This is a genomic window from Pedobacter sp. Leaf41 (assembly GCF_001422545.1).
Taxonomy (GTDB): domain Bacteria; phylum Bacteroidota; class Bacteroidia; order Sphingobacteriales; family Sphingobacteriaceae; genus Pedobacter.
On record NZ_LMLE01000013.1, the window covers coordinates 104,636 to 118,412 of the forward strand.

Here is a 13,777-nt window from a genome sequence, read left to right on the forward strand (position 1 = left end):
TTATGCCGAGAAACTCGTTCCGCAACCGCAAGTGCTTGTAGCATTCGGGTTAACAAATGTAAAACCGCGAGAGTTTAAACCGTCTTGCCAGTCAATCATCATACCCATAAGGTACATTTGATGTGCTTTGTTCATAAAAACCTTAATGCCATCAATAAAAAATTCCTGATCGCCTTCTTTTTTCTGATCGAAACCTAAAACGTAGTTCATTCCAGCGCAACCGCCACCTTCAACGCCTACACGTAAACCATAATCCTCACTAATCTCCTGCTGATCTTTTAATTTATATAACTCTTTTGCTGCACCTTCCGAAAAAGTAACTGGTGCAAATGATGTATCAACTGTTGTGCTCATGTTATTTAAATTTTATCTGTTACAAATATAAATAATAATGCACATTTTTGCTTTTAGCGGTGGGTTAATATTACCGTATTTAAACAATAGTATGAATATTCAACAGATTTTAACAGATATAGTTATTCTATTTGCAGGTATCTTTTTAGCCTTGATGGCAGTTTATTATATTTTAAAGAACGATATACAACGTTTTTTCAACTTAAAAAATATTGAACTTAATAAGGAAAGTAGAGCGCATTTGTTACCGCTGCGCTTACAGGCGCACGAACGATTGATTATTTTTACTGATCGCATCAATCCTGCTAATTTGTTAGTACGCCTCCACCAGCAGGGGATAGGAATTGGAACATTACAAGCCGGAATTTTAAATGAAGTGCGGTCGGAGTATCAACACAACATTACGCAACAGCTCTATGTAGATAGCGTAACCTGGAATGTGGTACGGAAACTTAAGGATGATACCATTGCCATGATTAACAATGCTGTGCAAGGATTACCCGCTGATGCAAATGGCATTGAACTAAGTAAAGCAATTTTACAGCACATGGCCAGTATCGATGAAAATCCTTATGATTTGACTATAGAGTTGATCAAAAAAGATATTCAGAAGCTATTCTAAATTGATAATGAGCTATTCGCTTTTAAGTTGATCAATTTAAAAAGAAGTATTAATTGATTTAGTGATATTACAAGTGGCGATCAGTTAACCAATCAACAAGGCCTATTGAACTAACCAAATATGAGCGATAACAAACATACTACCACTTCCGGCATCGAAATTAAAGAGATTTATACTTCGGCAAAGCCGATGGAAGAAAAAGCTGGTGAATTTCCTTTTACCCGAGGAATTCAGAAAGATATGTATCGCGGAAGGTTATGGACCATGCGTCAATACGCGGGGTTTTCAACCGCAGAAGAATCAAATAAACGTTACCATTATTTATTAGCCCAGGGAACTACCGGGTTGTCGGTAGCGTTCGATTTACCTACTCAAATCGGTTACGATTCTGATCATGAAATGTCAGATGGAGAAGTTGGAAAAGTTGGTGTTGCTATCGATTCATTAAAAGATATAGAGATTCTTTTCGATGGTATTGAATTGAAAAACATTACCACTTCGATGACGATCAATGCGACGGCATCAATTTTATTGGCCATGTACATTGCATTAGCTAAAAAACAGGGAGCAGATTTGAAACAGATATCGGGTACCATCCAAAACGATATTTTAAAAGAATACGCCGCCCGAGGAACGTATATCTATCCTCCAAAGCCATCTATGAGGTTAATTACCGATATTTTTGAGTTTTGTAGCAAAGAAGTACCAAAATGGAACACCATTTCTATCTCTGGTTACCATATCCGCGAAGCGGGATCTTCTGCGGTGCAAGAGCTGGCATTTACTCTGGCTAACGGAAAAACCTATTTGAAAGCTGCGATAGATAAGGGTTTAGATATTAATGTATTTGCAAAACGTTTGTCATTCTTTTTTAATTGCCACAATAACTTCTTTGAAGAGATTGCCAAGTTTAGGGCAGCCCGAAGAATGTGGGCAAAGATAACGAAAGACCTCGGTGCTACCGATGAAAAAGCGCAAATGTTGCGTTTCCATACTCAAACGGGTGGCTCAACGCTAACTGCGCAGCAGCCACTCAACAATGTAATCAGGGTAACCAACCAAGCCATGGCTGCGGTATTGGGCGGAACGCAGTCGCTCCATACCAATGGCTATGATGAAGCGCTTTCATTGCCTACTGAAGCTGCAGCAAAAATTGCTTTGCGTACACAGCAAATTATAGCTTTTGAAAGTGGCGTAACCGATACAGTCGACCCTTTAGCAGGCTCATTCTTTATCGAAAATCTAACTGATGAAGTTGAAGCCGCGGCTTGGGCTTATATTGATAAGATCGATGCGATGGGTGGATCGGTAAATGCCATAGAAAGTGATTACATGCAAAATGAGATTGCCAGTGCATCTTATCAATATCAAAAAGAAATTGAAACAGGTGAGCGGATTTCGGTGGGTGTAAACAAATTTACCCAACAAGAGGAGGGTTTAACAGAGGTTTTTAATATCGATGATTCTATCCGCGTGTTGCAAACCGAAAAACTTCACCGCTTAAAAAGCGAACGTAACAACGATGAAGTAGCTAAAGCACTGAGTGCATTGGAGGAAGCAGCAATCGGTACTAAAAATTTGATGCCGCTCATTATTGATGCTGTAGAGAAATATGCAACACTAGGCGAAATTGCCAACGTATTGCGTAAAGTATTTGGAGAGTATTAACAACGGATACTTCATTTTTTAGCCTGAGCTTTTCATATAAGAAGCGCTTCCAGTCTGGTCGTATGTTTTCTATTATAAAGTTACGAGGCTACAAGCGCAACTGCGTATGTGAAAACTAAACTGGCATCAGACATTAATTAGAAATCTAATCTACTCATGATGTAAAAAGGGGAAATCTTACCACAATGTATCCCGTTTCAGCGGGAAAATTTTAACGCCATTTTATCTGCTTTAAAGTAATTGATTTGATAGTCAGCTTTTTAATTTTTCAAAACAAAAACTAAAGCAAATGCCTCCCCCCAATCTGGTGTGGTGGCTTGGATTTTGCTTCTATGAAGGAGATTCAAATAAGGTTCGGATATTGGCGTTAAATGAGGGGAAATGTGGGAAACCGGTGTTAATAAATAGTTATCAACACAAAAAATTGAGGTTAAGCAAGCTACCATATTCCTTATCAGTACGTTACGATTTATTTGAGATTTTTGTTTAAAATGTTGATAATTTTCTCAATATTCGTAGTCCCGAAACGGACCATCCTTTTAATTCGAATCGGTACTGTAAACCAATAAATTATAAAAATCGCAATGGAAAAAACTTGTACAGAAGTGTGGAAGAACTGTCTTCAAATTATTAAGGATAACATCCCGAACCAAAGTTTCAAAACCTGGTTCGAGCCTATCACAGCCCTTAAATTGGAAGGTAAGGTTTTAACCATACAAGTACCAAGTTTGTTCTTTTACGAATGGCTTGAAGAACATTATGTAGGCTTACTACGTAAAACAGTAAAAAAACAACTTGGAGAGGATGGCCGGTTGGAATATAATATTGTTGTTGATAAATCATCGAACAGTGGTAGTCCATATACCACAAACATGCCATCAAATGGAAATGGGGCAGAGGCAAAAGTGCAATCGATGCCAATCCCAGTTTCAATAAATAAGGACATCAAAAACCCTTTCATCATCCCTGGATTAAAAAAGTTAAATGTTGATCCACAATTAAATTCCAATTATACTTTTGAAAATTATATTGAGGGAGATTGCAACCGTTTAGCTCGTTCTGCAGGATATGCAGTAGCGGCAAAACCGGGTGGTACATCTTTCAACCCATTGATGATTTATGGTGGGGTTGGTTTGGGTAAAACTCACTTAGCGCAAGCAATTGGTAATGAAATTAAACGCAGCATGCCAGATAAACTGGTGATTTATGTGAGCTGTGAGAAATTTTGCCAGCAGTTTGTTGATTCATTAAAGAATAATACCATTAACGACTTTGTGAATTTCTATCAGGCAATGGATGTAATCATTATGGATGATGTACACAATTTTGCCGGTAAGGAGAAGACTCAGGATATTTTCTTCCATATTTTTAATCATCTGCACCAATCTGGTAAGCAAGTGATCTTAACTTCAGATAAAGCACCAAAAGATTTAGCTGGCCTGGAAGAACGCCTTTTAAGTCGTTTCAAATGGGGTTTATCTGCCGATTTGCAAATCCCTGATTTGGAAACGCGTATTGCCATTTTAAGAAAAAAAATGTATGCAGACGGAATTGAATTGCCGGGTGAGGTAGTTGAATACGTTGCGCATAACATTGATAATAACGTTCGTGAGCTGGAAGGTGCTATGGTTTCGTTACTTGCCCAAGCAACGTTGAATAAGAAAGAGATTGATTTAGCGTTAGCTAAACAAATGTTGAAGAACTTTATCAAAAATACATCGAAAGAAATTTCGATGGAGTATATCCAGAAATTGGTTTGCGAATATTTTGAAGTTCCGGTTGATATGGTAAAGTCGCAAACCCGGAAACGGGAAATTGTACAAGCCCGTCAAATTTCAATGTATCTTTCAAAGAGCCATACCAAATCATCACTAAAAACTATTGGTGCTTTCTTTGGTGGCCGCGATCATAGTACGGTAATTTATGCTTGCCAAACGGTAGAAGATTTAATCGATACGGATAAGAAGTTTAAAGCTTATGTTCATGATATTCAAAAGAAATTGAAAATGAGCTAATCAGGTTTTTAAGGAAGAAGACCTATCAAAGAATACTTTATATCCATCACTGAAAAAAGAGGCCCTGATTTACATCAAATCAGGGCCTTTTTTTTTGTTCTCGTCGAGTGCTACGTTCCCAAATATGGAAAGAGTCTTATACTTCTTTCATCTCCGCCAGTGCAGCTAAACCATAATGAAGTGCAGCCACGTGTATACATTGGGCAATCTTATTTTCTTTTAGTAATAGTTTTACTTCATCAATGTTATATTCTTCAACGCTTAGAATTTCGTGTTCATCTAAATGTTGTTCATGCGTTTTAACCCCGCCTGTTAATACATAAGTAAATGCTCTATTATTTGCTGTAGCCGGATTGGGATAGAGCTCAGCAACCAGTTTGCAGGTTTTGAAGGTATAACCAGTTTCTTCCAATAACTCCCGCTTTACACCCGCCTCCGGACCTTCATCTCCATCTATTACTCCACCAGGAACTTCCAAAGAAACGATATCAGCAGCATGGCGGTATTGCCGAACCAATATCATGTTGCCTTCTTCAGTTAAGGCGATCGCATTGGCCCAATCAGGATATTCGAGTACGAAATAATCATCTTTCACAGTCCCGTTAGGAAGCACCACTTCGTCTACCCTTAGCGTAGCCCACTTTTCTTTCACTAAATATTTAGAAGCAAGCTTTCGCCACTTTTCAATTTTGGTCATATTTCTTCAATCTGAAATCATAAATTAAATATATTGCTGAATCGTTTTCTGTCGATGCATATTAACCAAATGTACAATCTTATGTTTATCCGATAAATAATTATAGATCATATTTAGTTTAGGGGCGATAAGCTTGTTTCGTTCAGCGTTTACTCCCAGTTCATAATATAAAAATTCGCTTAGCGAATCAAGCTTCTCAGGGGAAAAATTTACCGATTCGAGCCAGGTTTTAAAAATAGCTAAATCGGTATCTTCTAAGCTTCCGGTTGCTAAAGTGAAACTTTTTTCCATTGTTTCGTCAAACATTGCTTGAGCATCTCGAAGTTTACCTTCTAGTTTCAACCCCATAATCCGGGCTAAAACTTCAGCAAGCTTTTGTATCTCCGCGGTGATTAAGTCTTTTCTATACATTTAATCAATGTCTAATTGCCTAAAAAATAATAGGTGTTAGTAAAAAATAGTTAGGTGTGTATTCCAAACCTATAACCTATAACTCAGTTCTACCAGCTACCGCTTGATCCGCCACCGCCAAAACTTCCACCGCCGAAGCCACCAAATCCACCGCCTCCTCCAGAAGAACCTCCTCCAAAGCCGCCGCTACCCCAACTACTTCCACCACCTCGGCCACTTCCGCTGCCGAAAAGCATAGCCCAAAAAAGCGCATTTGAAGCACCACGACCACCAATAATTTCGCTGCCGCCTCCTCCACCACCTTTACGCATGATGATAATCACTACAATAACAATAATGATAATTACAGCAATACTACCCACGCCGCCTTTTTTTGAGGCATTCGATGTTCGAGGTTTATCATTCTTATACTCGCCCTTGGTATACTTAATTATTTCTGTGGTTGCCTGGTCTAATCCCGTATAGTAATCACCTGTTCTAAAATTTGGCTTAATATCTTCATCTATAATTCGCTTTGCGTAAACATCAGGCAAAGCACCCTCCACGCCGTAGCCCGTTTGAATAGAGATTTTGCGATCTCCAACTGCCACTACAATCATGATTCCGTTGTTTTTACCTCCCTGGCCTACGCCCCATTTTCTGCCGAGTTCTACAGCATATTCATTAATATCATAATCCCCAACCGATTTTAATACCGCAATCGCTATCTGCGTGGAAGAAGAATCATCAAAAGCTACAAGTTTTTTCTCTAAGGATGCTCTTTGTTCAATAGAAAGCACACCCGCATAATCGTTAACCAGAGTAGATGGTTTTACGGGAAAATCTTGGCCAAAGCCAATGCTTGCGGTGAAGATAAATAAGAATAAAAGGAATATTTTTCTCATCTCTTATTTATTTTTTTTGTCGTCCATGTAAACAATATCATTTGGCAATTCATTTATATCTCCATTTTGAGGAGGAAAAAATAATGCTAGTTTTTCTCCAGCCAAAGCTACCCCTGCAATTATTCCATCGGCTAAATCGCCTTTTGCAAAATGGGCAGTCATGGCAATTTTAGTAGTTTCCCAGAAATTTTCCGGTACCAGAGCATTAATCCCGGAGTCACCGATGATGGCAAATTTATGATCGGCATGTGCCAGGTAAATCAAAACGCCATTTCTTCGAGATGTTTTGTCCATATCCAAGTCAGAGAAATACTGTGTAGCTCTGATAAACGGATCATCGGGGCAGTGCTTTTCTATCGCAATCCTGATTTCACCCGTGGTAGCTTTTTCGGCATCGGCAATAACCTTTGCAATTTTGTCTTGTTCCAACTCTGAAAATAACGACATGTCTTTAGTTTTAGAAGTAAAAAAGGGTAATACATGTTAAAACAGTTAAACACGTATTACCCCGAAATGTTATCGTTAAATAGTTAGAATTCTACCTTTGGTGCATCTTTTGCAGTGGCATCCGCTTCAAAATAACCTTTCGGCTTAAATCCAAACATCCCTGCTGTTAAATTCGTAGGAAAAGATCTGATCTTACCATTATATTGCTGAACAGCATCATTAAAATCTTTACGTGCCACAGTAATTCTGTTTTCGGTGCTTTCCAATTGAGCAGATAGATCACTAAACTGCTGGGTAGCCCTAAGTTCTGGATAGTTTTCGGTGATGGATAATAATTTACCCAAAGCCTGACTTAACTGGCCTTGTGCGGCTTGATATTTCTGAATATTTTCAGGAGTCAAATCATCTGCTTTAACAGTCATTTGGGTTGCTTTGGCTCTTGCTTCGGTAACTGCAGTCAATGTTCCCTGTTCAAATTTTGCTGCACCTTTAACAGTCGCTACAAGGTTCGGAATCAAATCTGCTCTTCTTTGATACTGCGTTTGTACCGTTCCCCACTTCGATTTCACATTCTCGTCCAGGCTCACCATACTGTTGTATCCGCATGAGCTTAAAGTGCTTACCGCAATTACAGCAGCAATAATTCCAAATACTAATTTTTTCATATTTATGTTTTTTGTCCTTGTTCCAATTAAATTTTATTCAATTTACAAATTAGATATCAAATTGTATGCCTTTGTTACAAACTGTCATATTTACCTGTTTGTAGTAAAGTCGATTTTGATTTGTACATCTAATTATTAATGTATAAGTTTGAGGCGTTCAACTATTCGTTTGAAACGTTGAATATAAACTCCCTATATTTCACATCCAAATTTTACAACCTAGAAATTTACGGCTAAATACGTGTTTCTACATAATTTCCAAAGTAAAATTTAATAATGAAATATCTACTTTTTCTGCTTTTATTCTCTTGCTCCATTAAAAACGGCAAAGCTCAAATTTTATACAAAATCAATAAGAACGACAAGGTCGGTTTGTTAAAATATAATGGAGGGCTGTTTGCTGAACCACTTTACGAAGAGTTTGGAGATTATAAACATGGTTTAATTTCTGCAAAAATTAATGGAAAATATGGCTTCTTAAATTCTGGTGGAAAAATGATTATCCAACCACAATTTGATTTCGCTAATGATTTTCAAAATAAGATGGCAGTGGTTGATTTTAATGGTAAATCGGGTATAATTGATCAAAATGGTAAATTATTGGTCCCGTTTATTTACGATCTGATCACATTCTCAACTGATGGGACAATTATTGCTAAGCAAAAAGAAAAGTTTGGTGTGATAGGGAAAACTGGTAAAGTGATAATCCCTTTCATTTATGATTTCATTTATCCTTTTCATAAAAACTTTGCTGTTGTTAAAATTAATGATAAAAACGGTGTGATTTTAAAAGACGGAAAATTGATTGTAGGAACGAAGTATCATTATATCAATGATTTTTTGAATGGATGTTCAGCTGGCTTTTCTATCAATGATAAAAAAATGGGGTTAATTGGTAGCCATGGTAAAATACTAATGGAGCCGATTTACGATTTTGTATTTGCACATCATGATGGTTTGGTTTACTTTACTGAAAATAAACTTGCCGGCCTAGCCAACAAATTTGGAAAAATTATTTTACCTGCCGAATACACTAAAATTAGCCAGATGAGGGATGGTTTATTAAAGATTGAGAAAAATAAACATATCGGATATGCCAATGCACAAGGGAAAATTGTAATTCCGCTATTATACGAAGAGGCTGGTGATTTTTCAGAGGGACTGGCGCCAGTATTAAAAGGCGGGTTTTGGGGTTTTATAGATAAAAAAGGTAAAATCATAATTGATAATCGTTTCATAGGAGTAATGACGGCTTTTAAAAACGGCTTTGCTGCTTACGGAAAACGCGACTTTTCTTCTGGCGCTCATTATACTACAGATTTATGGGGTTTAATAGACAAAAACGGCAAAATTGTTATCCCCAACAAATACTCTTCAGTAGGCATTCCCTATAAAGGATATTTAGCTGTTGAAAAAAATGGAGGAAAGTATTTAATAAATATGAAAGAAGAAATAATAGCAGATTTGCAGTACAAAGAACGGCCCGTTCAATTAGGTAATTAAATATCAGCACAATAATTTGTATTTTTGTGTCTTATCAGGATAAAAACCTGACATCTTGTATGCAAAAAGACATCGAAATTACGCTTCTTCCTCATCAGCTGGATCAGGATGAAATCATCAAAAACAAGCTTTTAGAGTCCTTAAAATTGTCGGAAAACCGAATCAAGTCTTTCGAAATTTTGAAACGTTCCATTGATGCCCGCTCCAGAAAGGTTATTTTTCGCCTGCAAGTCAGAGTTTTTATTGATGAAGAACCTGCAATAGATATCTCGGTGGTCACTTATCAAAATGTAAGTGATGCAAAACCTGTATTAATTATTGGGGCCGGGCCGTCAGGATTATTTGCCGCCTTACAATGTATTGAGAATGGTTTAAAACCCATCATCATTGAGCGTGGAAAAGATGTGAAACAGCGCCGCAGAGATTTAGCAGCTATAAATAAACAAGGTTTGGTCAATACCGAATCAAATTATTGTTATGGAGAAGGTGGTGCCGGTACCTATTCTGATGGGAAACTTTATACACGCTCTAATAAAAGGGGGGACATAAATAAAGTATTACAGGTTTTTGTTGATCACGGTGCTGAGAAGGATATCATGATAGATGCTCGGCCGCACATTGGTACAAACAAGTTGCCACACATTATTACTGCAATAAAGGATACCATATTAAATGCTGGTGGAGAAGTTTTCTTCGATACACAGATGACAGACATCATTACCGAATTTGGTAAAGTAAAAGGCATTGAGGTAAATTTTGAAGATAAAATATATGCAGACCATCTCATCCTTGCAACAGGTCACTCCGCAAGAGATGTGTATGAATTATTACATAGAAAGAATATTTTAATCGAAGCAAAGCCATTTGCATTAGGAGTAAGAATTGAACACCCTCAGGAAATTATCGATGGAGCCCAATATCACTGCGATATCCGGTCTGAATTTTTACCGCCTGCTTACTATAGCTTGGTAGAGCAGGTGGGGGCACGCGGTGTATTTTCATTTTGTATGTGTCCCGGCGGCATTATAGCACCTTGTGCTACGGGCGAAAATGAGATTGTTGTAAACGGCTGGTCGCCTTCAAAAAGGAATAATCCTTTTGCAAATTCTGGCACCGTTGTTCAAGTTACTTTAGATGATGTTCAGGGTTATGATCCGCTGAGAATGCTAAACTTTCAATCGGAAATAGAAAAGCTTGCTTTCGAAGCTGGTGGTGGAAATCTGGTAGCCCCAGCCCAACGCATGATAGATTTTGTCAATAACAAGCTATCGATAGATTTGCCTAGAAATTCCTATCTGCCAGGTACTAAAAGCGTAATGTTAGATAATATTCTCCCCCAATTCGTATCCGAGAGTTTAAAAGCAGCACTGCCTTTGTTTGGAAAAAAAATGAAAGGCTATTATACAAATGAGGCAATCTTGGTTGGTGTAGAAAGCCGAACCTCTTCGACCGTTCGTATTCCACGAGATAAAGAATCTTATCAGCACCCCCAGATTAAGGGCTTGTATCCTTGCGCAGAAGGTGCTGGGTATGCTGGCGGAATTGTTTCAGCGGCTATTGATGGAATTAACTGTGCCAACGCAATCCTAAACTCGCTATAAAACATTATAATCCTAGGCTTGTTGTTTAAATATGCTGAATATTTTAAACGAAATGCAAAAAGCCTTTAATGGCGATGCTTGGCATGGTAATCATTCCATGCAGGTTTTAAATAATGTTCTGGCAGAAAATGCCTTCGAACATTTCATTCCTGGAGCACATTCTATTGCAGAAATTGCACTTCACCTTACCTCCTGGACAGAAGAAGTAACTTCAAGATTGATGGGCGCACCCTCAGGTGAACCCATAAAAGGGGATTGGCCTATTCCTGAAGTAAAATCTGCTCAAGCGTGGGAAAGAATTATTTTTGATTTCAAGGTAGCCAATGAAGAACTTATCCGGCAATGCACTGAATTTTCAGATAGTCAATGGGATTCAGAAACTTTAAATGAGATCACTCCAATTTCAGGTTCAGCAATAACTAAAGTAGAGTTGTTAAACGGCTTGATACAACACCACGCTTATCACGCTGGCCAAATTGCGCTGTTATCAAAATTTAATAATGCCTAACTTTAAGAAATGAAAAAGACATTAATAATAGGAGCTTCACCAGATCCATCAAGATACGCTTATAAAGCCGCCCATATGTTAAAGCGCTTCAATCATGATTTTGTAAATGTTGGTATCAAAAAAGGTGAAGTCGCCGGCATCGAGATAGAGAAGCCTGGAGTAATTCATGATGATATCGACACCATTACACTTTATATCGGGCCAGTTTTGCAGCCTCAGTATCATGATTATATACTAGACACCAAGCCAAAGCGGGTGATTTTTAATCCTGGTACTGAGAACTTTGAACTCGAAAAGTTATTAGATCAGCATGGAATTGAACCGGTTAGAGCTTGTACATTAGTGATGCTAAGTACGGGCCAATATTGATTTAGAAAGCGTTGTTTTTGCAATCGAACTTTAGCCAAACCTCTGCTTTAAATTCTTTTTCCCAGAATCAGGTACTGAACTCGTTTGCTACAATTATCAATCATAGATTTTAAGTTTAGATCGGTTCTGGTAGAGACATCCTTTACATATAACAATATTTCACCCATCCATCAAACCCAAAACCACCACACCAAAACCGTTACGCGGGCTTACTAGCTAAGCGACCAATACACTTTCCAGTCTATATGTCCTATATCTATATGGTTCATAAAACAAAAAGGCGATTGCCGAAGGCCAAATCACACGGCCGCTGCTGAAGCCAGATCGACCTTTGGGCTGTAAAACCTATATTATCTATATTTCTCCTATGTTTGAGACGAATCTTTTAAAGGTTTAAATTGTAATCACTTAAGTGAAGAATGATGAGAGCGGATGTATTTCTAAACAACATTCAATTGTATCTCCTATGTTTGAGACGAATCTTTTAAAGGTTTAAATTGTAATCACTTAAGTGAAGAATGATGAGAGCGGATGTATTTCTAAACAACATTCAATTGTATGTTCACATATAGATATTGCCTCATCCTTCTTTGCCTTTTAGAGTCTGAACAGAATGTAAGGCGTACCTGAATCGGGTGCAGCCAGAATATCCAACCAGGAGAGAAGACGAGGGAAGGTTATCACTTTTGTTAACCAATTAATAGACGATGACAAATATTGCAAAACAGGCAGTGGGCATTGATGTGGCCCAGAAAGAATTAGTGGTGTCTTTGGGAAGGATGAGCCATGATACAGGCATTGAGATCTATGGCTATAAGACATTTGCCAATAGCATCATTGGTTTCAAGAGCCTGGTTTCATGGGTAGAAAAGCTTAGCTTAGACGAGCTGAATGTTAGATATGTAATGGAAGCTACAGGAGTTTACCACGAAAGTCTGGCATATTATCTTTCGGATCAGGGCAATCAGGTCAGTATTGTATTGCCCAACAAGATCAGTAATTATTTCAGGACGCTTGATATCAGAACGATCACCGACAAGACCGCATCCCAGGCAATATGCAGGTTTGCATTGGAGCGCAGGCTGGAGGATTGGCAGCAGCCCAAGAAAATGTACAGGATGCTCAAACAGCTTACCCGGGAAAGAGATCAGCTTATTGTGGAACGGACCGCACTTAAAAACCAGATGCACGCAGAACTTTCAGAAGCTTTCCCCAATCAAAGCAGTGTGAAACGGCTTTTTGAGCGTATAGAGTTGATCAACAGACATGAGCTGGAAATTAAAACTGAACTGTCCAGAACTGTAAAGGAGGATGCAGAACTGTCGAAGAAGATATCGCTGATTACAACTATTCCCGGAGTGGGAAAATTAACAGCGCTTATCGTTCTGGCTGAAACAAATGGATTTGAGCTGATCAAAAGCAAGAAGCAGCTGATTGGCTACAGTGGACTTGATGTAAAAGTAAAGGATTCCGGAACGTCCGTAAAAGGAAAGCCCCGAATATCAAAAAGAGGCAACAGACATCTCCGCAAAACGATGCACATGCCTGCCCTGGCAGCAATACGAAACAGCGGGCCCCACAAGGACATGTTCGTCAGACTTGTTTCAGGCCATGGAGTAAAAATGAAGGCAGCGGTGGCCGTGCAGCGAAAACTACTGGCACTGATATATACCATCTTTAAGACGGAGAAACCATATGACAAGAATTATGAGAAAAGTATTATAAACAAGGAAATAATGGTTAGAGCAGCTACCATAAAGTAAACTGCTCTAATGAAGCTAGCTTAAGCTGCTTTGAAAAGTAAAAATAACAAAAAAACATTTGGATTTCAACACAGAATCTATATGGTTCAAAAACCCAAGAAAGCTCACATTTTGCATCATCAGCTTATCCTATATCTTCCCGCTCCCGCTAGCTCAGCCAGCGTCCTGCGGATGTGATTTTCCGAAGTGTACACCCGATTGCCCTATTTGTTTTGGCGTTATCCAAAAAATTTCATCCTGAAAAACAGGCTTTTACAATAAAGATCAAAA

The 13,777-nt window shown here is 38.3% G+C and carries 14 protein-coding genes; 8 read left to right on the forward strand and 6 right to left on the reverse strand.

What is annotated here, in order from left to right; translation table 11 throughout:
* Positions 1-354, reverse strand: a complete 354-nt coding sequence (locus ASE92_RS20580; RefSeq protein WP_010601380.1) for an iron-sulfur cluster assembly accessory protein — start codon at positions 352-354, stop codon at positions 1-3.
* A 91-nt stretch (positions 355-445) separates the two neighbouring features.
* Here ASE92_RS20580 and ASE92_RS20585 point away from each other — a divergent pair, with 91 nt between their 5' ends.
* The 3 genes from ASE92_RS20585 to dnaA all read left to right on the forward strand — a co-directional run bounded on the left by ASE92_RS20585 (position 446) and on the right by dnaA (position 4,659).
* Positions 446-976 (forward strand): hypothetical protein, encoded by a 531-nt coding sequence (locus tag ASE92_RS20585; protein WP_056852025.1) that lies wholly within the window; start codon positions 446-448, stop codon positions 974-976.
* A 120-nt stretch (positions 977-1,096) separates the two neighbouring features.
* A complete protein-coding gene (locus tag ASE92_RS20590) occupies positions 1,097-2,644 on the forward strand; it encodes a methylmalonyl-CoA mutase (protein WP_056852005.1) in 1,548 nt (515 codons plus the stop codon).
* 584 nt (positions 2,645-3,228) lie between these two features.
* Positions 3,229-4,659, forward strand: coding sequence for a chromosomal replication initiator protein DnaA (gene dnaA, locus ASE92_RS20595; RefSeq protein WP_056852006.1), 1,431 nt, complete (start codon positions 3,229-3,231; stop codon positions 4,657-4,659).
* 136 nt (positions 4,660-4,795) lie between these two features.
* Here dnaA and ASE92_RS20600 read toward each other — a convergent pair whose 3' ends face one another.
* The 5 genes from ASE92_RS20600 to ASE92_RS20620 all read right to left on the reverse strand — a co-directional run bounded on the left by ASE92_RS20600 (position 4,796) and on the right by ASE92_RS20620 (position 7,763).
* Positions 4,796-5,356 (reverse strand): NUDIX hydrolase, encoded by a 561-nt coding sequence (locus ASE92_RS20600; protein WP_082455148.1) that lies wholly within the window; start codon positions 5,354-5,356, stop codon positions 4,796-4,798.
* Between the two features lie 24 nt (positions 5,357-5,380).
* A complete protein-coding gene (locus tag ASE92_RS20605) occupies positions 5,381-5,767 on the reverse strand; it encodes a hypothetical protein (RefSeq protein ID WP_056852007.1) in 387 nt (128 codons plus the stop codon).
* Positions 5,768-5,856: 89 nt separating this feature from the next.
* Entirely contained in the window at positions 5,857-6,651 is a 795-nt protein-coding gene (locus ASE92_RS20610) for a YgcG family protein (RefSeq protein WP_056852008.1), read from the reverse strand.
* A 3-nt stretch (positions 6,652-6,654) separates the two neighbouring features.
* Positions 6,655-7,098 carry a TPM domain-containing protein gene (locus ASE92_RS20615; protein WP_056852009.1) on the reverse strand — a complete coding sequence of 148 codons (444 nt, stop codon included), beginning with the start codon at positions 7,096-7,098 and terminating at the stop codon, positions 6,655-6,657.
* An 83-nt stretch (positions 7,099-7,181) separates the two neighbouring features.
* Positions 7,182-7,763 carry a LemA family protein gene (locus tag ASE92_RS20620; RefSeq protein WP_056852010.1) on the reverse strand — a complete coding sequence of 194 codons (582 nt, stop codon included), beginning with the start codon at positions 7,761-7,763 and terminating at the stop codon, positions 7,182-7,184.
* Positions 7,764-8,039: 276 nt separating this feature from the next.
* On the opposite strand from ASE92_RS20620, the gene ASE92_RS20625 reads away from it, so the two are divergent.
* From ASE92_RS20625 to ASE92_RS20645, 5 genes are all read left to right on the forward strand, one after another.
* The gene (locus tag ASE92_RS20625; protein WP_056852011.1) at positions 8,040-9,266 is read left to right on the forward strand and encodes a WG repeat-containing protein; all 1,227 of its coding nucleotides are present in this window, start codon (positions 8,040-8,042) and stop codon (positions 9,264-9,266) included.
* Positions 9,267-9,325: 59 nt separating this feature from the next.
* Positions 9,326-10,867, forward strand: coding sequence for an NAD(P)/FAD-dependent oxidoreductase (locus tag ASE92_RS20630; protein WP_056852012.1), 1,542 nt, complete (start codon positions 9,326-9,328; stop codon positions 10,865-10,867).
* Positions 10,868-10,898: 31 nt separating this feature from the next.
* Complete coding sequence (locus ASE92_RS20635) at positions 10,899-11,375, forward strand: DinB family protein (protein ID WP_056852013.1); 477 nt, start codon at positions 10,899-10,901, stop codon at positions 11,373-11,375.
* A 9-nt stretch (positions 11,376-11,384) separates the two neighbouring features.
* Positions 11,385-11,744 carry a CoA-binding protein gene (locus ASE92_RS20640; RefSeq protein ID WP_056852014.1) on the forward strand — a complete coding sequence of 120 codons (360 nt, stop codon included), beginning with the start codon at positions 11,385-11,387 and terminating at the stop codon, positions 11,742-11,744.
* Positions 11,745-12,451: 707 nt separating this feature from the next.
* Positions 12,452-13,507: an IS110 family transposase gene (locus ASE92_RS20645; RefSeq protein ID WP_056852015.1), complete on the forward strand. Its 1,056-nt coding sequence runs from the start codon at positions 12,452-12,454 to the stop codon at positions 13,505-13,507.
* Positions 13,508-13,777: the final 270 nt, after the last annotated feature.